Source organism: Bacillus sp. FSL R9-9497 (assembly GCF_038005805.1).
GTDB classification, from domain to species: domain Bacteria; phylum Bacillota; class Bacilli; order Bacillales; family Bacillaceae_G; genus Bacillus_A; species Bacillus_A cereus.
This window is the reverse complement of record NZ_JBBOTY010000001.1, coordinates 576,693-597,448: the sequence shown is the minus strand read 5'-3', so window position 1 is coordinate 597,448 and position 20,756 is coordinate 576,693. Positions and strand designations below refer to the sequence as shown.

Below are 20,756 nucleotides of genomic sequence, written 5' to 3'. Positions count from 1 at the left end.
TTTCAACATTTTTTTCATACACATTGTGACAAGAAGTGACAATTATTACAGCAATGTAACATTTTTTATGAAAACATTACACACGCAGTGAAAATAATAGTATACTAGTACGTACATAATGTTATTTTCATCATTTTTATACAAAAAATGTAATACATATATTTATACATAAATTTCTGGGGGGAAATAAATGAAGCTAAGTAAAATACTGATTGGTTCTGCAATTGCTGGGGGCATATTACTTTGTGTAGGCGGTGTTGGGGGATATCAATATGTATCCAAATTAAATAATCAATTAGATACTACTGCATTACCAAATACTACATTTGAAGGTATTTCTCTCGATGGAAAAAATAAGAAAGATATTCAAGCAATTATTAATCAAAGGGTAACTGAATTAGATCAAAAATCCCTTACCTACATATTCCAAAACGATAAACAAACTTACACATGGAAAGATTTAGGAGTAAATTATAAAGAGAAAGATATTATTGACAAAATCTTTAAAGAACAAGAAGGAAACGTAATGAATCGTTACAAAATGCGTAAGCAAGCTGAAAACGGTGAATTAAAACGTGACTATAAATTAACACCACAATTAAATGCAACAGCTTATGAAACCTTTATAAAAGATAAATATAATGAAACATTAAAAAATCCTGTTAATGCAGAATTAAGCATTGAAGGCTCAACAGTAAATGTTAGTCAAAGCCAAAACGGAGAAAAAATTGATAAAGGAAAACTAAACAGTTTAACAAACGAAGCTATTACTACTGGTAAATCAGATGTTACATTACCAGTTACATTCATAAAACCAGAACGCTCTACAGAAGATATACAGAAAATGGGTATTAAAGAAGTCATTGCTGAATATTCTACTCCAATGGCTGGCCGTAACGGAAATCAATCATTTAACGTAAATAAGTCAGCTAATACTTTAAGTGGGGTTATTGTGGCACCTGATCAAACATTTAGTTTTAACGGCCGCGTTGGCGTAACTGATGCTGCACATGGTTACAAATCTGCAGCAGTATATTCACAAGGTAAAGTAATACAAAGTGCAGGCGGAGGAGTTTGCCAAGTCAGTAGTACTTTATACAGCGCAGCTTTAAGGGCTGATTTAGGAATTGTTTCTCGAAGCAATCATTCTATGCCAGTAAATTATTTACCACTTGGGCAAGATGCAGCAGTAGCAGATTATGGTCCAGATTTAAAATTTAAAAATAATACAGGCAATCATATTTATATTCAAGCATTTTCAAATGGAGGTAGTATTACTACACGCATTTTCGGTACAAATACTGGTAAAAATGTTGAAGTTTCTTCTCAAGTAATTAGTAGGACTAGTGATAAAATCACAGCGGTTACGTATAAAAAAGTAACACAAAACGGGGAAGTAATATCAAATGGACAAATTTCAAAAAGCGTATATAAAAGCGCTCCAAAAGAATAGATAATATCAACCAAATAGCATAAAGAAAAAGGCGTGAGTAAATCACGCCTTTTTCTTTTGCAGTAATAGTAAAAAAGTTTCAAGATGATCTTTCGTTTCTTCTAAAGACCACATACGGTTTCCTTGCTTCGCAGCTAATACACACGCCTCTTCCCACGCGTTCTTTTTCTTCATATTTATTAATTCATCACGTAATTTCAAAACAATTTCTTCGTCTTCTTGTTCAATAAACTCTTCCATCACGCTTACTATTTCATCCTCATGAATACTTAACGTACAGTACGATTTAAGAAAGTATTGTAATGTCGTATACATAATGTACTCCCCCTTCTTATTTATCAGATGGATAAGAAGTAATAATCTTAAATCCTAATTCCCCTGACTTATCTCTTGCTAAAACAGTAACAGTTTTTACCAACTTGTCTTTTACACTCATATTTTTCTTTATTACCGTTTTTCCAACAGGGAATGAATGAGTTGTATTTATTACGAGACGAGCCTCTTTAGAATTTTTTAACCAATCTTGAATTTCCTTGTCATGTTGCTTCAAGCTATCTTTTACAGCTTTCGTCGCTGTTTCTTTATCATAGTATGTACTTGCGGCTGACACTTTATCTGTCTTCAAGCGATTCTTCAAATCCTCTTCTGACTTGCCTACATGTCTTTCAATCGTATGACCATTTTTAGGTGGTCCTTCCATTTCATCTAAAATATTATCACTAATTTTTTCTACCGATGTAGCTTGATTACCTGTCTGTTTCTCTGTTTTTTGTTCTTTTCCTGCACATCCACTTAAGATCAGCACTAATGCCAATAAACTACTGAAGAAAAGACTACTTATTCGTTTCATCATATCACCTCTTCCATGATTATTATCGCAACTTCACTAAAAGTCAATTTCACAACGAAAAAATCTATCAGTTTTCATTTTTTTCATCTATTTTTCCATATTTACCCGCGCAATTTCATCAACCCTCTATTTTTCGCCTTTTATAATATATACCCCCTATATTTTATAATTATTTCCCGAATAAAATCACCAATAATATAATTATAAAACTCTTTTAGACAAAGGTTTTTATACTATTTTTCAAAACGATTTAAAATACCCCTATTTTTATATACCTAATACCCATATAAGGTATCAATACCCCTTCTTATCAACGTTTTTCTACATTATGTAAATTTTCCCTTGCCTATACAATCGAAATATGGTGTAATGCAAAAAAAGATAAAGGATTTTAAACAATGGCTGAAACGATTCAAAATTTCTTAACAGAATACTATTCAATCGCAATTCCACTTAGTATCTTAATTAACATCATCATTAGTCTTTTAGGTGTTATTCCTAGCATCTTTTTAACCGCCATTAATATACAGCTCTTCGGTGTAACAAATGGCACAATCATTTCGATCGCAGGTGAGGCCTTAGGGGCTATTATCTCGTTTTATATTTACCGCCTGGGCCTTCAAAAGTTCACTCACGATAAAGTAAATAAGTACCCAAAGGTAGAGCGTCTTCTTTATGTAGAAGGTAGAGAGGCCTTTCTACTCGTTCTATCGTTTCGATTGATACCTTTCATCCCATCAAGTATCGTGACTTTATTTGCAGCTCTAGGGAAAATGTCATTACTCTCCTTCAGTATTGCCAGTACAATAGGTAAAATACCGGCCTTATTGATTGAAGTATATTCGGCATACCAAGTCATGAACGGAACAAATGAAGCGAAGTGGGTTGTAACAATCGCAGGCGTTATTGGATTGTTTTATTTGTGGAAAAAATGGAGAAAAAAATAAAGAAGGAGCCTATGCTCCTTCTTTATTTTTGAGGTATTTTATTACTAGCTCTTCCTTAAAGCCTTAGTTTACACCAACAGCACTAAATGATTGCTTAACTGCTGCTACTTCAGCAGAATTTGCACCATATAAGTCTGCAGCAGCTTGTACTGCACCAGCACGAGCTTGACTAAATGTAGTAGATTGCGTGAAATACTGTGTATTTGCACGGTAGTAAATCGCACCTAATTTATCTTTCCCGATACCAGTTACAGTTACACCATAATGCGTACCACCATTTGCTAATAAATAAGCTTGTTTATTAATAATGCCGCTGTTTGTATGAACACCACCGTTATCACTTGAACCAGTGTAACGCTTAGAATAATGGTCTGGATCACCATACTTCGTAGGATCACTCATAGAGCGAAGTGCGTCTCCTGCTTTACCAGGTGTGTAAATATCTTCACCAATCTCCCAATCCGGGTTACGGTTATCATAGAATTCTACTAAAGTACCAAAAATATCAGAAATCGCTTCATTTAAAGCCCCTGATTCATTTTGATAAATTAGATTTGAACTATTTTCCGTAACAGCATGCGTTAACTCGTGACCAATTACATCAATTCCACCAGATAATGAAGTAAACGTTACACCATCACCATCTCCGTATACCATCTGTGATCCGTTCCAGAATGCATTGTTATAATTACTTCCGTAATGAACTGTCGATTTTAACGGCGCTCCTGCATCATTGATAGAATTTCTATTAAACGTAGCTTTATAGTAATCATATGTTTTACCTGCATAGTAATGAGCATCTACTGCTGCTGCATCATACGCTGCATTGAAAACATTATCTGCATCTGCCCATAATGTTCCTGGTAATGTTGAACGGTTTTTCGCATCATATGTGAAAATCGTTGCCCCGCGTGTATTATCTTGTAAGTAGTAAGATGATCCAGATAACGTTGTATTAAGCGACTTCGTATCTCCTAATACACCTTTACCAGTTCCTACTTTATTCGTTCCTGTTACAGGCTTTACAACAGCTTTCGCATCCTGTTTAGGAGCCTCTTGCTTAACTGGTGACTTATCATCATTCGTCACATGATCAATTGTATTAAACTTATTTAATACTTTACCGCTGTCTGCCTCAATGAAATAGTAGTAGTTTCCTGGGCTTGGATCTAAGAAGTTTAGATTTACAACATATGCATATGTTGTTTCCTCACCGTTTTGATATACATATAAGTCCGCTTTTGGTTCTACTTCATATTTCGGTGTTACCCCTAAATCTTGCTGCGCGATTTCAATTGCTTTTGCGCCTTCAATCTTATTTTTATTTTTCAACTTTTCCTTTTTGTCTAAATCAGGTGCAACTGTTCCAGACAATACTTTTAAAGAACCGTCTTTACTTACGTGAGCTACTTGAGTAGAACCCCATACAGGCACTCCTTCGTAAACTTGTTGCATACGTACTACTGTTGAATCAGTTACAGCATCTTTCTTCACTTGTTTCACTTTGAAAGAATCTTGTGCACTCTTTTCCCCTAGCTTGTAATCACCTTTTGCTGCGTTTAAGTAATCAAACACAACAGATTCTGCTTTCTTGCCAGTTGCTTCAGTTAGATCACCAGAAATAAACTCAGGTGACTGTACTGTCTCATTGTACTTCTTCGTAGAGAGCACATTTTTAGAATCCGCAAATGCAGAGCCTGTCCCTCCAAACGTTGTAACTGCCATTCCTGTCGCTAACACTAACGCTAAACTTTTCTTTTTCATGAACCTTCCCCCTAATAAAAAATTTTTTTGAAAAAGAGTAGTTTCATATTAGCATTATGTTTCCACTATTAATATACTAAAAATTCAAATAATTTTTTTCTCAAGTTTTGTAGAATTTTGAGGAACAAATATTGAAAAACCCCTTTCCGGTTGGAAAGGGGGGGAGATTATAAATTAACTTGTTCAACAGTTTTAGCTTGTTGACCAACAATATCAGGTTTACTGCTATATTGATGTATTCCTCCAGCAACTGTAAGAGTCACTATAAACGCCAATACTCCAAATACCATCTTTTTCATTTTTATTCCTCCTTATTATCATTCATTAAATCAATAACTAACCTATAGTATCGATTACTTTCTTCAAATCTCGATAAACTGGAAAAATGTTCTGCTAGTTCAACGTATACTTTCTTTAATTCTATTTTATTTCCTGCAGATTTATACAACGGGATAGCCTCATTTTCCAAAAATGCTTTATAATCTTTTGCTTCTTCAAAATATTTATATCTAAGCATTAAAAGCAAATATAATTTTGCATTAAATCTCTCTTCCTGTTTTGCTGCATCAATTCCCTTATCAATTAATGTCCTTGCCTCTTCCAACTCTTCTAATTTAATGCATACTAATGCCATTTCGTATATTGTATCTAAATAGTTTAAATCTATTTGTTTTTGAAGTTGTAGACTATCTAAATAATATTTTTTCGCTTGCTGATATTTGCCTTTTTTATAATAGATACTTCCCATATTACTTAAAGTAATAGCTAATAGTACATCCTTATCAGCAAAAGATGTGGCCTCTCTCAATATACTCTCATACATTTTTAAAGCTTCTTCATACTGACCTTTTTCTGTATAACTTACCGCAATAAGGATTTGGCAATTAATTATGTTTCTAAACTTATATTCACTACGAAATCCTTCTAATGCCATATTTACAAAATGAATTGCAAGATGATGAATATCTAAATGAGTATATGCAAGCGCTATATTATAATACAAGCCTGTTTCATGATACCCCTGTTCTTTGGCCATTACTTCTGTTTTTAATAAGTAATCTAGCCCATCCTTCCATCTATACTGTAAACAGCACAATAATCCTCTACTGTACATATATAACAACTTCTGAAATGGAGAATATTTTTTATATACCTTCTTCAACTTATCTAATTCTTCTTCGAGCGCAGAAATATCCCTTTTCATAATTAAATAACGTGTATACAGCAGTTTATAATAATTTATAATTTCAAAATCCAACACATGCTTCATTTCACCTTGCAACTCTTCATATATACGTTCTACTTGTTGCTTGTCCAAATGAACTAGTGCATTCAACCATTCATCCAGCTTCCCCTTTACATCTTCTTCTACATCTCTCAAATCCGTCACAGCAATTTCTAGTCTTGTGCAGAGCAATTGTAGAATTTCTTCTGATGCTTCAATCTTTCCATTTTCAATCTTACTTAAGTATGAGACAGAACAAATGCCCTGACATAATTCTTCTTGTGTCATTTTTTGCTGTAGCCGTTTATAAAAGACTTGTTTGCCTATTTTTTCTAATGTGTGTTGCATTGTCCTCCTCCATTCTCATTACCCCCATTACTCTAATAATACATAAAATCTGGAGAAATATAAATTGATAAATATAAATTTTCTAAAAAATATGCATAATTTCATTTTTTTCTCTCTTGACTTCACATCAATATCTCTTCTTTGCTACGAATGGTGAAAAATTGGTATACTATAACCAAATTATGGAGGTGTTCTCGCGATGACTCATTATAAAGACGATAGTTATGCCTTACATACAGACCTATATCAAATCAACATGGCTTATACATATTGGAAAGATGGTATTCATAATCGCCGTTCTGTTTTTGATTTATATTTTCGAAAGCTTCCATTTGAGAACGGTTACGCTGTTTTTGCTGGCCTTGAGAAAATTGTAGAGTACATAGAAAATTTCAGTTTTACTGAAAGCGATATAGCTTATTTAGCAGAATTACAATTTGAAGAAGAATTCCTTCATTATTTACAAAATATGAAATTCACTGGGACGATTCGCAGTATGCAAGAAGGTGAAGTTGTATTTAATAACGAGCCTTTATTACGTGTTGATGCACCACTTGGTGAAGCACAAATTATTGAGACTGCCCTCTTAAATATTGTGAATTACCAAACATTAATTGCAACAAAAGCAGCACGTATGAAACACGCTGCAAGTAATGATGAGCTTTTAGAGTTCGGCACAAGACGTGCCCATGAGTTCGATGCTGCCCTTTGGGGGACACGTGCTGCCTTTATTGGTGGTTTCTCCTCTACAAGCAACGTTCGTGCTGGGAAACGCTTTGGGATCCCTGTAGCTGGCACACACGCTCACTCTTTCGTTCAAGCATATCGCGATGAATACGTCGCGTTTAAAAAATACGCTGAAACTCATAAAAAGTGCGTCTTTCTCGTTGATACATATGACACATTGAAATCTGGTGTTCCAAATGCGATTCGTGTTGCAAAAGAATTTGGGGATCGTATTGATTTCTATGGCATACGTCTTGATAGTGGTGATATGGCTTATTTATCAAAAAAGGCACGAAAACTATTAGATGAAGCAGGGTTTACAAATACAAAAATTATCGCTTCTAGCGATTTAGATGAATACACAATTATGCACCTTAAATCTCAAGGAGCAAAAATTGACGTATGGGGTGTTGGGACGAAATTAATTACGTCCTTTGAGCAACCTGCATTGGGGGCTGTTTACAAACTAGTTGCGATTGAAGATACTGACGGAAAATTAAATGATACGATTAAAATTTCATCTAACCCTGAAAAAATTACCACTCCAGGACTGAAACGAATTTATCGTATTATCAATCGGGTAAACGATCATGCAGAAGGCGATTATATTGCGTTAGATTCTGAAGAACCTGGAAAAGAAGAGCGCTTAAAAATGTTCCATCCAGTTCACACATATATAAGTAAATTCGTAACAAACTTTGAAGCCCGTGAACTGCATAAAGACATTTTCGTTAACGGTGAAAGAACATATGAACTACCAAGTATATTAGATATTCAAAAATATAATGAACAGAGTCTCTCTCTATTTTGGGAAGAATATATGCGAACTTTAAACCCTGAAGAATACCCTGTCGATTTAAGCCAAGAGTGCTGGGATCATAAAATGAATTACATTCAAACAGTTCGAGAACAAGTTGAAAAAAACATACAAAAGTAAACAGAGAAGTTTCCCCTTCTCTGTTTTTTCAATACTATATGGATATTTGTAAAAAATATATTAAAATAATAAGACGAATGTATTTTATTTGTAAATTTTAATATCACGCTATTTAAAAGTAAAATAATATTTGGTATTATTTTATTGAGTCAATTTCAACAAAATCACCAATAAAAAAAAGGACGCGGGTCGCGTCCTCTTTTTTATAAATCTTTCACTCTTAATACACGCATTGCATTTAACACTGCAAGTAGTGTCACACCAACATCTGAGAAAACAGCTTCCCACATTGTTGCAATACCAAAAGCACCAAGTAATAACACGATCCCTTTTACACCTAGAGCAAAGATGATATTTTGCCACACTATACTTCTTGTACGTTTTGCAATTTTTACAGCTGTCGCAATTTTTGAAGGCTCATCAGTCATAATAACAATGTCTGCCGCTTCAATTGCTGCATCTGATCCTAAACCACCCATCGCAATACCAACGTCTGCACGGGCTAATACTGGTGTATCGTTAATACCGTCACCAACGAAGGCAATTTTTTCTTTTCCGTGCTTCGCTGCATCAATTTTTTCAATCTCTTCTACTTTTTGTTGCGGTAGTAATTCCGCATGAACTTCATCTAAACCTAATTCTTTACCGACAGCTTCACCAACTGGTTTTGCATCACCAGTTAACATTACTGTCTTTTTAATACCTAGTTCTTTTAACTTTTGAATCGCTTGTTTCGAATCCTCTTTTACCTCATCAGAGATAACAATATAACCTGCATATCTTCCATCTACAGCAACGTGAACTAATGTACCTACTGTTTCTGGTTGCTTAAATTCAATATTTTCTTTTCTCATTAATTTTGCATTACCTGCAAAAATTTCTTTTCCTTGTACTTTTACGACTGTACCGTGACCAGAAATTTCGTTATAATCATCGATTATTTTTTCATCAATTGATTTTCCATATGCCTTTCGAATAGATTGGGCAATTGGATGGTTAGAATATACTTCAGCAAATGCCGCATACTCTAATAACTCTTCACTTGTAGTACCTTCACTCGGTTCCATTTTTGTAACTTTGAAAACACCTTTTGTTAATGTTCCTGTTTTGTCAAAAACAATATATTTTACATCATTTAAAGCTTCTAAATAGTTACTACCTTTTACTAACACACCACTTTTAGATGCACCACCGATACCTCCAAAGAATCCAAGAGGAATGGATACAACTAACGCACATGGACAAGAGATTACTAAGAACACTAAAGCTCTATAAATCCACTCAGAGAATGTAGCTCCTTCTAAAATAAGTGGTGGAATAAACGCCATGATCGCCGCTGTAATAACTACAACTGGAGTGTAGTAACGTGCAAACTTCGTAATAAAGTTTTCCGTTGGTGCTTTTTTACTGCTTGCATTTTGAACTAAATCTAAAATTTTTGATACAGTGGATTCACCGAATTCTTTTGTAACTTCAATTGTCAACACACCATTTTGGTTCACAAAGCCACTTAATACATCATTTCCAACTTCTACTTCACGTGGTACAGATTCACCTGTTAATGCTGAAGTATCTACCATTGATGTTCCTTCAATTACTTTTCCGTCTAACGGCACTTTCTCACCTGGCTTAACGATAATATAATCGCCAATTTTTACATCTTCTGGTGATACTTGCTTCGTTTCATTTCCAACCTTTACATTCGCATAATCAGGACGAATATCCATTAATGAAGTAATTGATTTTCGGGAGCGGTTTACCGCAATACTTTGGAATAGTTCTCCTACTTGATAAAATAGCATTACTGCTACAGCTTCAGAATATTGTTGAATTGCAAAAGCTCCTACAGTTGCAATTGCCATTAAGAAGTTTTCATCAAATACTTGGCCACGAGTTATGTTTCTTATCGCTCTCCAAACGATATCTCCACCTATTAATAAATAAGCAAGGACAAATAACGGAATTGTTACCATTTGTGGTAAGCCCGCTAATGCAGCAATTGCTGTCAAAATTCCGCCGACCACTAATCTCCCTACCATCTTTTTCACATTTGCTTCACCATGATCGTGACTATGTCCGTGGTCATGACCGTTCTTCTCTTCACGAACAACTTTCACATCTGGTTCTAACTTTTGAACGACATTTGTTATATTTGCTACAGTCGCTTCTAGTTCTCTTTTATTCGCAACTTCTACTCGTAATTTCTTCGATACGAAATCAACAGTTGCTTCTGAGACAGCTGGCATTTCCTTCACTTTATTTTCAATTTTCATTGCACAGTTCGCGCAATCTAAACCTTCTAATATAAATACTTCTTTAGCAATTTTATTTTTTTGTTCTTCTTGAACTTTAATATGCGGTTCTAATTTTGTAACGAGTTGTTTTGCTTCCGTAACAACTTCGTTTTCTTTATTTTGTGCTGTTTCTAAGATCATTGTCTTTGTTGCGAAGTTTACAGAACAAGAATTTACCCCTTCTATATTCCCAACACCTTTTTCAATTTTCATTGCACAGTTCGCACAATCTAAACCTTCTAACATCAGTTTCTTTTTCACCAATGCTTCAGCCATCGTTCTCCCTCCTCGCGTTCTTTTATTCTTCTTCGTTTACGTGTTCAAACGCTTGCTCGAAGATATGAATTACGTGCTGGTCAGCTAACGAATAATAAACAACCTTTCCTTCTTTACGATTCTTCACAAGTTTCGCTTGCTTTAACACACGAAGCTGATGCGAAATAGATGATTGTGTCATTCCTAATAAATAAGCTAAATCACAAACGCACATTTCAGCTTCAAATAGCGCATGTAATATTCTCGTACGTGTACGGTCACCTAATACTTTAAATAGTTCTGCTACTTTACTTAAACTTTCATCAGTTGGAATTGTTTGTTTTACTTGCTCTACAACTTCTTCATGAATTATCGTTTGAGAACATGTCTCTTGTGGTGTTTCTACTTTATTTCCAGCCATTATAGCTCACCTCTTTAATTGAACATATGAACAATCATTCATATATCTTATACTCTTATTATATGAGCGTCCACTCATATGTGTCAATGAAATCTGAATTTTTTTTATGAACATTCCGTTCACATTTTAATAAGTCGTATACATATTTTCCGCACTCTCTATATTCTCATACAAAAAAGGATGCACAATTCGCACACCCCTTTTTACTTACTTTTCATTTTTCACCGCATCCACAATTAAAGAAACAAATCCTAACTGATTATCCCGATTTCTATGGTCAAAACGTTTCGAACGATAAATAAATCCATCTTTCTCATTCCAATCATTATAGTGAAACTTACCATTCTCATCACAGTATTCTAAGAGCATCACTTGAAAACCTGCTGATTCAAACATGGACGTGATTGTTTTATAGTTATGAACAATTTTATGGCTTGCTGCAGGATGATCTAATGGACCAGGTCCACCTACTTGTACCCCTTGCTGATATTCTTCATCTGGAAAAAATGCATCTGGTACTGCACAACGAATATATCCATTCTCTATTAAAAACTCATAACAAATTTTTGCAGCTTCAATTCCTTCTTCATATGATAAATGCTCCCATACATGTTCTGCCAAAATTACTGATAAAGAATTAGGTTGAAATTTATCAAGCCAAGTTTCTCTCCGTAATAAATTTAATTCTTCTTCATTCGTATGTAACCAACCAGGGTTATTATTATAACCCTCTGCTCCAACAACAACTTTTGTTTCTTCCATTTTGCCCCCACCCTTTTTTCATATTCCGACATAAAAATTCAACAAAGTAATATACATCCCCTTTATTTCAACAAAAGAAAAAGCCTTGCGCGCTCCCTAGACGCACAAGGCTTACTATACTTATATCCCTTTTAATTAGCTTGTTCTAAATTATCCTGCGAACTTCCATCGTCTTTTAAATGACTATGTTTTTTCGAATAAACAAAGTATACAACTACTCCAATTGCTAACCAAGCACCGAAGTACATCCATGTTTTTAATGGTAGATTTACCATTAAGAATAGACAACATGCAATCGAAATAATCGGCAAGATCGGTACAAGTGGTACCATAAATCCACGTTGTAATTTTGGATGTGTTTTACGAAGAATAATAACTGACACACCAACCATCGCAAATGTTAACAACGCTCCAATATTCGCTAAATTCGACAATTCTTTTAAATCGATAAATCCAGCAATTAAAGCACTACCAATTCCTGTTAACCAAACTGTAAATGTTGGCGCTTCTGTCTTTTTATTAATTTTCGCGAAAGATTCTGGCAATAAACCGTCACGGCTCATCGCGAAGAATACACGTGTCGTTGCATAAATGTAAGCAAAAATTACTGCCATAATACCAATTACAGCTCCAATTGCGATTATACCAGCTACTTTATCTTGTCCTACAACTTCTAACACATATGCCATAGCTTCTGGTACATCTAATTCTTTATAAGAAACCATCCCCGTCATAACGAGACAAACTACAACATAAATGATTGTACAAATGACTAACGAAGCGATAATACCAATCGGTAGATCACGTTGCGGATTTTTTACCTCTTCAGCAGAAGTTGCTAATGCATCAAATCCTAAGAAAGCAAAGAATACTGCTGCTCCCCCCGCGAAAACTCCACTTAAACCGTACGGTGCAAATGGTATCCAGTTTTCTGGTTTCACGTAGAATACACCAACTGCAATGAATAAAACAACGATACCAATTTTAATTAATACCATTATGTTATTCACGCGTTTACTTTCTTTCGTACCTCTTGATAATAACCAAGTTATAACTAATGTAACGATAACTGCTGGTAAATTCACCATACCACCTTGAGACGGAATCGTTAGCAGTGCTTTTGGAATTTCAAGCCCTAATCCACTCACTAAGTTATGGAAGTAACCAGTCCATCCGCCAGCTACTGCGGCAGTCGTTACAACATATACGGATAGTAATGTCCATCCCATTAAATGAGCTACAAACTCGCCAATTGTTGCATATGAGTATGTGTACACACTACCTGAAACAGGAAGTGTAGAAGCAACCTCTGCGTAACATAATGCTGCAAATCCACAAACGATGGCTGCAATCATGAATGAAAAAATAACTGCTGGACCAGCATCTCTTGCTGCTACTAATCCAGTTAATACTAGAACTCCTGTACCAATTATCGCACCAATCCCTAGCATTGTTAGGTCAAATGCCCCTAGCGTTTTCGTCAAAGTTTTACTTTTACTTTCCCCTAACAATTGCGTAACGGATTTCTTTTTAAATAGGTTGGCCACGATGTATGCCCCCTTTTGCCAAGAAGAGCTAAGAGATCTTCACTCTTAGCTCTTATCATGTTGTTTTATATATTGTTCGATTTTGTTTTGTATAATGCTTCTATTAGCAAGATACTGTTTCTGCTTCTAATAATTCTTTAGCACCTTTGTACTCTACACCGTGAGCTTCTGCAACTGCTTCAAATGTTACATAGCCATCTAATGTGTTAATACCTTTTAATAGTGCCGTGTTGCCTAGGCAAGCTTCTTTGTAGCCTTTGTTAGCAATTTGTACTGCATATGGTACTGTTACGTTTGTTAATGCAAGAGTTGATGTACGTGGAACCGCACCTGGCATGTTTGCAACTGCATAATGAACAACGCCGTGTTTTTCATAAGTTGGGTTATCATGAGTTGTAATACGATCAGTTGTTTCGAAAATACCACCTTGGTCAATCGCGATATCTACAACAACAGAACCTGGTTCCATTGATTTAATCATTTCTTCTGTTACAAGTTTTGGAGCTTTTGCACCTGGGATTAATACTGCACCGATTACAAGATCAGACTCTTTAACAGCTTCTGCAATATTGTAAGGATTAGACATTAAAGTTTTTACTTGGTTTCCGAAAATGTCATCTAATTGACGAAGACGTTCTGCGCTTAAGTCGATGATTGTTACATCCGCACCTAGTCCAACTGCAATTTTAGCAGCATTTGTACCAGCTTGTCCACCACCGATGATTGTTACTTTACCACGTTTAACCCCTGGAACACCTGCAAGTAAGATACCTTTACCGCCTTTGTTTTTCTCAAGGAATTGTGCACCAATTTGTGCAGCCATACGACCAGCTACTTCACTCATAGGTGCAAGTAATGGTAATGAACGATTTTCTAATTGTACTGTTTCATATGCAATAGAAACAACTTTTTTCTCGATTAAAGCTTTTGTTAATTCTGGCTCTGGAGCTAAGTGTAAGTATGTGAATAAGATTAAGCCTTCACTGAAGTGTTTGTATTCGCTTTCAATTGGTTCTTTAACTTTCATAACCATTTCCATGTTCCAAGCTTCTTCAGCTGTATCAACAATTTTTGCTCCCGCTTCAACATACTGAGCGTCTGTGAAACCAGACCCTAAACCTGCACCCTTTTGAATGAATACTTCGTGATTGTTACGAATTAAATGTACAACACCTGCTGGTGTCATTGCCACACGGTTTTCGTTGTTTTTAATTTCTGCTGGTACCCCAATACGCATAATGAAATGCCCCCTTATAATTAACAGAAAAAAGAGATTCTTTTTTCTTTTTGTAATAATTAATAACTTATGTCCTTATTCTAGCATAACTTAAAAGTTATGAAAACGCTAACATACCATTTTTATAAAGTTTATATATTTAGAATAGTGTAAATATATAAAACATTGATTCTATTGGGGGTTTCGTGACATTTCATTATCTATCACTCTATTTTTATTATACCTCTTCAAAATAAACAGCAACCTTTTATTATTTGACAATAATTTAACAATGTAAGAAACCTAAGCGATAACGTATACATATACAGTTATTATTTTACTCAATACTTTAGAGATATATTCTTTTCAAAAAAAAACAGCTGCTAACATTTAGCTAGCAGCTGGGTAACTTATAAATAACTTAGAAAATAAATCATCTGTCGTTTCAGTAATTTTATCAAACAGATCACTTTCTTCCGCTTCTTGCTCTTTTAACATCTTAATTGTTTCACGTGCATCTTCAGGGTAATCGGTTATGATACCATCTACGTTCAACTTATAATATGCCTTTAAATTTTCCATATCATTTACTGTCCATACGTAAATTGGTTTGTTTAACTTCCTTGCTTCTTTTACTAACTTCTTATTTAACATATATTCTTCTGCTACGTAAAAGTCAGCCTTCACATTCTTTAAGTTAGCTCTACTTGCATACAATATATACCCTACTTTTATATCTGGATTTGCACGCTTAAACTCTTTAATAAGTGGATAGTGTAACGTTTGAATTACACATTGCTTCTCAAATTCATTATCTTTAATCGTTTTTAAGACTTTGTTTACAAAATCTTTTTCGCCCCCATGAAGCTTCACTTCTATATTAAGTTTGATTTTGCCATTTGCTAGCTTAATGATTTCATCAAGTGTACTTATTTGTCCTGAAAGTCCATCTTGACTAAGGGTAAGCTGCCTTAACTCAGCCATCGTTAAATCTGACACATGCACATTGGCATTTGCGAGACGTTTCAGCTTCAAATCATGTATAACCGCTAGTTCACCGTCTTTCGTTTGTAATACATCTATTTCAGCGTAGTCTGCTTTTGCATCAATAGCACCTTGCACAGCTTCTTTCGTATTTTCTACACCTTTTGATATATACCCGCGGTGCGCCATAATAATCGGTTCTTTATATGAATTTGAAATAAACGTTACAATGAAAGCAACGACCATTCCGGCAGTAATAATTCCTACAATGTATACGCCAATGAATTTCCAACGATGTTTTTGGAAGAAACATTTATCTGCTTTCGTTTTCGAATAATCTAATCCTTCTTCTAATAAAACATCCTCAACCGGTACCTTTTGTAAGTATAATCGCGTAATCGCCATAATATAAAATGGCGTCACGATAAAGCTGAATAAATACAATGTGCTCGTTAAAAATACAGAAATCGTTGATTCAGCTAATAATGCAAATGTTCCTTTCGGGTTTGTAAATTCATAAACACCCCATAGGCACAATAAATATATTCCCAAAAACACGACATATACAATTCCAATTGAAATAAAAAATCCTACTAAAAAGAATAGTACTTTAAAAAAGCTTTCCTTTACTAAAGTTGCACTTTTACGTGCTGCCACGCGAAATGGTTTTTGCTCTAAAACAACAATGGGTAGAACGAAAATCCATCGAAGATTCAAATACGCGACTACAGCAAAGAACGTGTAATAACCAACTTGTCCCATCGTTGTCTTAAACAGTTCTCCTGTAATAAAGTTAGGAATTTGAATTTGCGGGATTAACGCCGTTTCATATCCCATATTTAAAAGAGGCAACAATACGACAGCATATAAAATAAATCCTGGTAAGCAATATGTGAAAAGAGTAGGTAAATACGTTACCGTTTTATATAAAATCGGACGTAATTTCACCTTCTGTCTTTTATGAGCGAAATACGAAATAATAATAAGCACCGCAAATTCTGTAAAGATAAGAAACAGTGCTAACAATGATAAAATTACGATTGCTAAGATGCCATAAGGCGTCTTTAAAAACGCTAATAATTCATCATTTGTCGCATTTGCATAACCAGCAAAATACAATAACTTATTAAAAATGATTCCAAATAGTGGAACAAACACAATCGCTGCTAATAATTTATAAGCAAGTTGAAAAGTTAATACATTCCAAAAAGCAAATTTAACTGTTTGAAAGGAATGTCTCATTACTCCTGGTATAGATAGTTTTTTACGGTGTTGCATATATTCCTCCAAATTCTAAAACGGTATTTGAGATGGATTCCATATTTCAAGTTCTAATCCATCTTTTTAATAATAATATATTCCGCTTAACATGAACACTCTTATACATATAATGAAAAAAGTGATGGCTACTTCCCATCACTTTTTCATTTATTCTATTTTTTCTCTAGGCCTTGTCCAAATGCTTTCAAGAAGCTAAAACCGAATGTAATAGCTCTATTGATATCTGGATCTTTTAATACTTTAAAGAAATCCATTACTTTTGTTTTTTTACCACTATTTAATTCATCTGTTGCAAATTGCAATCCTGTAACTAAACTTGACGTAATTTGCTTCGTTATTTCTGGATCAACTGAAGATAACGCTTCTCCTGCCCCCATCATATTGTTGAGTGCATTTTTAACTGGTTCACGATTTAATTGCTCCACAGCGATTTTTGAAACATCTTCCTTCGCAGCAAGTAAACTAATTGCTGCATCTAATATACCAGCCTTCTGCAACTGTGCTAAAAGCTGCATCGTTTCTTCTACTGCTTCACGATTATTAGATAACTCATTTAGAAGTTCATCCGCTACTTGCTGTTTCTGTTCTTCCTCTGTTACAACTTTCTTTTTAATTACAGTAATTTCTTTCGCCACTATCTCCGCCCCCTAGTCCACAAGTGATACGTATTGTTTTCTTTGCCATTTTTGCTGGATTTCAACACCATTTTGCGGATTACGCTTTTTATCTCTCGGGTTTGAAGATGGTAACGGACGATTCCCTTTTTCACGTAGTACACGCATCTTTACCATCGTTTGTTTATACGCTGGTGTACACGTATAAAGATCTGTCGCCGTTCCAGTTAAAATATTGATTGCCTCTTCATTTACTGTTGCATGCATCGGTAAATATAGCTCTTTCCCCGTTACACGATCTGTAACAAGTGCCTGTACTTTAATTTTCCCAAATGGTGATGCTAATTCTACAAGACCACCATCTTTCACATTGCGCTCTAGGGCAAGTTCCGGGGAGATTTCAACGAACACTTCAGATACTTTAGATAAAATACCAGCCGATTTATTCGTCATATTCCCTTCATGGAAATGTTCTAACATACGTCCATTATTTAAAAGTAAATCATACTCATCTGGCGCTACAACTGGTGGTATCCATTCATCTAATGATAAACGAGCGAGTTTATCTGGGAAGTTAAATCCGTCTACATATAATAGCGGTGTATCGCTACCATCATGACTACCCCAACATAAACTATTCCATCCTTCTAGACGGTCGTACGTTGCTTGAGAGTATAACGGTGCAAGTGACGCGATTTCGTCCATAATTTCACTTGGACTTTCATAATTCCAATCCCCGCCTAGTGCACGAGCAACTTTTTGTAAAATCCACCAGTCTGGTTTTGAATCACCAAGCGGCTTCAATACTTCATATAATCTTTGAATGCGGCGCTCTGTATTTGTAAACGTTCCTTCTTTTTCTAAGCTTGGTGCCGCTGGTAAAATAACATCAGCAAAACGAGCTGTTTTCGATAAGAACATATCTTGAACAACAAGGAAATCTAAATTCGCTAAAATATGTTGTACATGGTTGGCATTCGAATCTACTAAAGCCATTTCTTCACCCATAACATACATACCACGCAGTTTTCCTTCATCTGCCGCAAGTAACATTGCAATATTATTTAAGCCTGGTGCTTTCGGAATTGTAGTACCGTATGCTTTTTCAAATTTCGCACGGAGCGCATCATCTGAAACCGCTTGGTAACCTGGAAGCCAGTTTGGTAATGTTGCCATATCACAAGCGCCTTGTACGTTATTATGTCCGCGTAATGGGTATGCTCCTGCACCAGGACGACGATAGTTACCCGTAACAAGCAATAGATTTGAAATTGCTGCTGAAGTTGTACTTCCTCCAGTATTTTGAGTTACACCCATTCCCCAAAGTACACAAGTACCATCTGCTTCATATACCATACGAGCCATTTCTTTCAGATTTTCTTTCGAAATCCCCGTGATTTCTTCTGTATAATCAAGCGTATACTTTTCTACCATTTTGCTATATTCATCAAAATTCTTCACATTTTCAGCTATGAACTTTTTATCGTGCCAATCTTGATCAATAATATATTTCGTAATACCAGCGAGCCATACGTAATCAGTTCCTTGGCGCGGATGAATGAATAAATCCGCACGCTCTGCCATTTCATGTTTACGAAGGTCTGCCACAATTAATTTTTGGTCATGTAATTTATGTGCACGTTTTACACGCGTTGCAAGTACAGGATGTCCTTCTGTTGGATTTGCTCCAACGATAATGACAAGGCCTGCTTCCGCAATATCTTTCACTGTTCCAGCGTCCCCGCCCATACCGACAGTTTTAAATAAACCGTCTGTTGCTGGAGATTGACAATAACGGGAACAGTTGTCTACATTATTTGTTCCATATATTTGACGGGCTAGTTTTTGCATAAGATAATTTTCTTCATTCGTTACTTTCGAAGAAGAAATAAATCCAAATGCATCACTTCCATATTCTGATTTAATATGCTGCATATTGGATGCAACAACTTCAAGAGCCTCTTCCCATGAAGCTTCAACAAACATATCTCCTTGGCGAATTAATGGCTTCGTAATGCGATCTTCACTGTTTACAAAATCCCATCCAAATTTGCCTTTTACACATGTGGAAATACCGTTAACCGGCGCATCTGAAACAGGCTGTACTTTCAAAATGTGGCGGTCTTTCGTCCATACTTCAAATGAACAACCTACACCACAAAATGTACAAACTGTTTTTGTTTTATTCACTTTCGTCTTACGCATCGCAGCCTCTACTTCTGAAACTGCTAAAATACTACTATATCCAGGTTCTACATCCTTTACAAAATCAATCATCGGATCTAACACATCCGGTTTCAATCCTGTCATGAATCCAGCTTCACCCAGCATTGTTTTTTCCATTAACGCATTACATGGACATACTGTTACACACTGCCCACAACTTACACAAGATGAGTCATTTATACTTACACCATTGTCCCATATAACACGTGGACGGTCTAAGCTCCAATCAATCGATATAGTTTCATTCACTTGTAAGTTTTGACATACTTCTACACACTGCCCACAAGCAATACATTGATTTGGATCATATCGATAAAATGGATGTGACATATCCACTTCACACGCACTTACTTTCGGCTCATACGGATATTTCTGTTCCTCAATTCCCATCATATGTACTGTATTGTGGACTTTACAGTTACCATTATTGTTATCACAAACAGTACAATACAATAAATGATTCTCTAATATCCGATCCATTGCCTCAGTCTGTGCCTCTTTTGCACGCTGGGACTGTCTTTCAATATGCATACCATTCTCTAATTTCGTTGAACAAGCACGCATTAACTTCCCATTTACTTCTACAATACACGTATCACAAGTTTGAATTGGATCTACTTCTGGTACATGACAAATTTGAGGATGTTCCAAATTACTCTCGTTAAATAATTGTAGTATCGTCTTTTCACCTGATGCAAAAAATTCTTTACCATCGACGGTTACACGGACTGTCTGTTCTGCCATAGTTTCCCCTCTCCTTACAACCAACTGTACAACACAATTATGAATCCGTTTTCAAAATCGCATTACTGTACATATTTTTGAAACGCTCTACCCAAATACTTTCTTATGAAGTCGATTCTAGATGTTATAAGGTATAACTACGAAAGCTTGAAATTATCACTA

Annotated in this window: 16 protein-coding genes; 3 read left to right on the top strand and 13 right to left on the bottom strand. The window is 35.3% G+C overall.

Annotation, left to right across the window (positions count from 1 at the left end; all coding sequences use genetic code 11):
- Nucleotides 1-190: 190 nt before the first annotated feature.
- The gene (locus MKY21_RS03070; protein WP_341075394.1) at nt 191-1,453 is read left to right on the top strand and encodes a VanW family protein; all 1,263 of its coding nucleotides are present in this window, start codon (nt 191-193) and stop codon (nt 1,451-1,453) included.
- 42 nt (nt 1,454-1,495) lie between these two features.
- Here MKY21_RS03070 and MKY21_RS03065 read toward each other — a convergent pair whose 3' ends face one another.
- Nucleotides 1,496-1,768 carry a hypothetical protein gene (locus MKY21_RS03065; protein ID WP_000288803.1) on the bottom strand — a complete coding sequence of 91 codons (273 nt, stop codon included), beginning with the start codon at nt 1,766-1,768 and terminating at the stop codon, nt 1,496-1,498.
- Between the two features lie 16 nt (nt 1,769-1,784).
- Entirely contained in the window at nt 1,785-2,303 is a 519-nt protein-coding gene (locus tag MKY21_RS03060) for an RNase A-like domain-containing lipoprotein (protein WP_000822699.1), read from the bottom strand.
- Nucleotides 2,304-2,701: 398 nt separating this feature from the next.
- Here MKY21_RS03060 and MKY21_RS03055 point away from each other — a divergent pair, with 398 nt between their 5' ends.
- Nucleotides 2,702-3,250: a TVP38/TMEM64 family protein gene (locus tag MKY21_RS03055; protein ID WP_000852232.1), complete on the top strand. Its 549-nt coding sequence runs from the start codon at nt 2,702-2,704 to the stop codon at nt 3,248-3,250.
- Nucleotides 3,251-3,313: 63 nt separating this feature from the next.
- Here the strand turns inward: MKY21_RS03055 and MKY21_RS03050 are convergent, their stop codons facing one another.
- The 3 genes from MKY21_RS03050 to MKY21_RS03040 form a co-directional block, all read right to left on the bottom strand.
- Nucleotides 3,314-5,014: a M4 family metallopeptidase gene (locus tag MKY21_RS03050; RefSeq protein ID WP_000730369.1), complete on the bottom strand. Its 1,701-nt coding sequence runs from the start codon at nt 5,012-5,014 to the stop codon at nt 3,314-3,316.
- A 167-nt stretch (nt 5,015-5,181) separates the two neighbouring features.
- The gene (nprX, locus tag MKY21_RS03045) at nt 5,182-5,313 is read right to left on the bottom strand and encodes a quorum-signaling peptide NprX (protein ID WP_016112135.1); all 132 of its coding nucleotides are present in this window, start codon (nt 5,311-5,313) and stop codon (nt 5,182-5,184) included.
- A gap of 2 nt (nt 5,314-5,315) precedes the next feature.
- Nucleotides 5,316-6,587 carry a tetratricopeptide repeat protein gene (locus MKY21_RS03040; protein WP_001164881.1) on the bottom strand — a complete coding sequence of 424 codons (1,272 nt, stop codon included), beginning with the start codon at nt 6,585-6,587 and terminating at the stop codon, nt 5,316-5,318.
- Between the two features lie 199 nt (nt 6,588-6,786).
- On the opposite strand from MKY21_RS03040, the gene MKY21_RS03035 reads away from it, so the two are divergent.
- A complete protein-coding gene (locus tag MKY21_RS03035; protein WP_000150184.1) occupies nt 6,787-8,250 on the top strand; it encodes a nicotinate phosphoribosyltransferase in 1,464 nt (487 codons plus the stop codon).
- A gap of 203 nt (nt 8,251-8,453) precedes the next feature.
- On the opposite strand, the gene MKY21_RS03030 is transcribed toward MKY21_RS03035, so the two are convergent.
- From MKY21_RS03030 to fdhF, 8 genes are all read right to left on the bottom strand, one after another.
- Entirely contained in the window at nt 8,454-10,820 is a 2,367-nt protein-coding gene (locus tag MKY21_RS03030; RefSeq protein WP_000796559.1) for a heavy metal translocating P-type ATPase, read from the bottom strand.
- Between the two features lie 22 nt (nt 10,821-10,842).
- Nucleotides 10,843-11,220 carry an ArsR/SmtB family transcription factor gene (locus MKY21_RS03025; protein WP_000918378.1) on the bottom strand — a complete coding sequence of 126 codons (378 nt, stop codon included), beginning with the start codon at nt 11,218-11,220 and terminating at the stop codon, nt 10,843-10,845.
- 207 nt (nt 11,221-11,427) lie between these two features.
- Nucleotides 11,428-11,982, bottom strand: a complete 555-nt coding sequence (locus MKY21_RS03020; protein WP_000393176.1) for a class I SAM-dependent methyltransferase — start codon at nt 11,980-11,982, stop codon at nt 11,428-11,430.
- Between the two features lie 131 nt (nt 11,983-12,113).
- Nucleotides 12,114-13,529: an amino acid permease gene (locus tag MKY21_RS03015; protein ID WP_001284890.1), complete on the bottom strand. Its 1,416-nt coding sequence runs from the start codon at nt 13,527-13,529 to the stop codon at nt 12,114-12,116.
- A 103-nt stretch (nt 13,530-13,632) separates the two neighbouring features.
- Nucleotides 13,633-14,766, bottom strand: coding sequence for an alanine dehydrogenase (gene ald / locus MKY21_RS03010; protein ID WP_001219744.1), 1,134 nt, complete (start codon nt 14,764-14,766; stop codon nt 13,633-13,635).
- Nucleotides 14,767-15,135: 369 nt separating this feature from the next.
- A complete protein-coding gene (locus MKY21_RS03005) occupies nt 15,136-17,007 on the bottom strand; it encodes a glycerophosphodiester phosphodiesterase (RefSeq protein ID WP_001164705.1) in 1,872 nt (623 codons plus the stop codon).
- Nucleotides 17,008-17,162: 155 nt separating this feature from the next.
- A complete protein-coding gene (locus tag MKY21_RS03000) occupies nt 17,163-17,645 on the bottom strand; it encodes a DUF1641 domain-containing protein (protein ID WP_001040540.1) in 483 nt (160 codons plus the stop codon).
- A gap of 12 nt (nt 17,646-17,657) precedes the next feature.
- Nucleotides 17,658-20,594, bottom strand: a complete 2,937-nt coding sequence (fdhF, locus tag MKY21_RS02995; RefSeq protein ID WP_000840636.1) for a formate dehydrogenase subunit alpha — start codon at nt 20,592-20,594, stop codon at nt 17,658-17,660.
- Between the last annotated feature and the right edge of the window lie 162 nt (nt 20,595-20,756).

Coding starts and splice junctions, on each gene's coding strand:
- nprX (WP_016112135.1), bottom strand. CDS start 5,313: ATGAAAAAGATGGTATTTGGAGTATTGGCGTTTATAGTGACTCTTACA.
- MKY21_RS03070 (WP_341075394.1), top strand. CDS start 191: ATGAAGCTAAGTAAAATACTGATTGGTTCTGCAATTGCTGGGGGCATA.
- MKY21_RS03005 (WP_001164705.1), bottom strand. CDS start 17,007: ATGCAACACCGTAAAAAACTATCTATACCAGGAGTAATGAGACATTCC.
- MKY21_RS03050 (WP_000730369.1), bottom strand. CDS start 5,014: ATGAAAAAGAAAAGTTTAGCGTTAGTGTTAGCGACAGGAATGGCAGTT.
- MKY21_RS03040 (WP_001164881.1), bottom strand. CDS start 6,587: ATGCAACACACATTAGAAAAAATAGGCAAACAAGTCTTTTATAAACGG.
- MKY21_RS03065 (WP_000288803.1), bottom strand. CDS start 1,768: ATGTATACGACATTACAATACTTTCTTAAATCGTACTGTACGTTAAGT.
- MKY21_RS03055 (WP_000852232.1), top strand. CDS start 2,702: ATGGCTGAAACGATTCAAAATTTCTTAACAGAATACTATTCAATCGCA.
- MKY21_RS03030 (WP_000796559.1), bottom strand. CDS start 10,820: ATGGCTGAAGCATTGGTGAAAAAGAAACTGATGTTAGAAGGTTTAGAT.
- ald (WP_001219744.1), bottom strand. CDS start 14,766: ATGCGTATTGGGGTACCAGCAGAAATTAAAAACAACGAAAACCGTGTG.
- MKY21_RS03060 (WP_000822699.1), bottom strand. CDS start 2,303: ATGAAACGAATAAGTAGTCTTTTCTTCAGTAGTTTATTGGCATTAGTG.
- MKY21_RS03020 (WP_000393176.1), bottom strand. CDS start 11,982: ATGGAAGAAACAAAAGTTGTTGTTGGAGCAGAGGGTTATAATAATAAC.
- MKY21_RS03025 (WP_000918378.1), bottom strand. CDS start 11,220: ATGGCTGGAAATAAAGTAGAAACACCACAAGAGACATGTTCTCAAACG.
- MKY21_RS03035 (WP_000150184.1), top strand. CDS start 6,787: ATGACTCATTATAAAGACGATAGTTATGCCTTACATACAGACCTATAT.
- fdhF (WP_000840636.1), bottom strand. CDS start 20,594: ATGGCAGAACAGACAGTCCGTGTAACCGTCGATGGTAAAGAATTTTTT.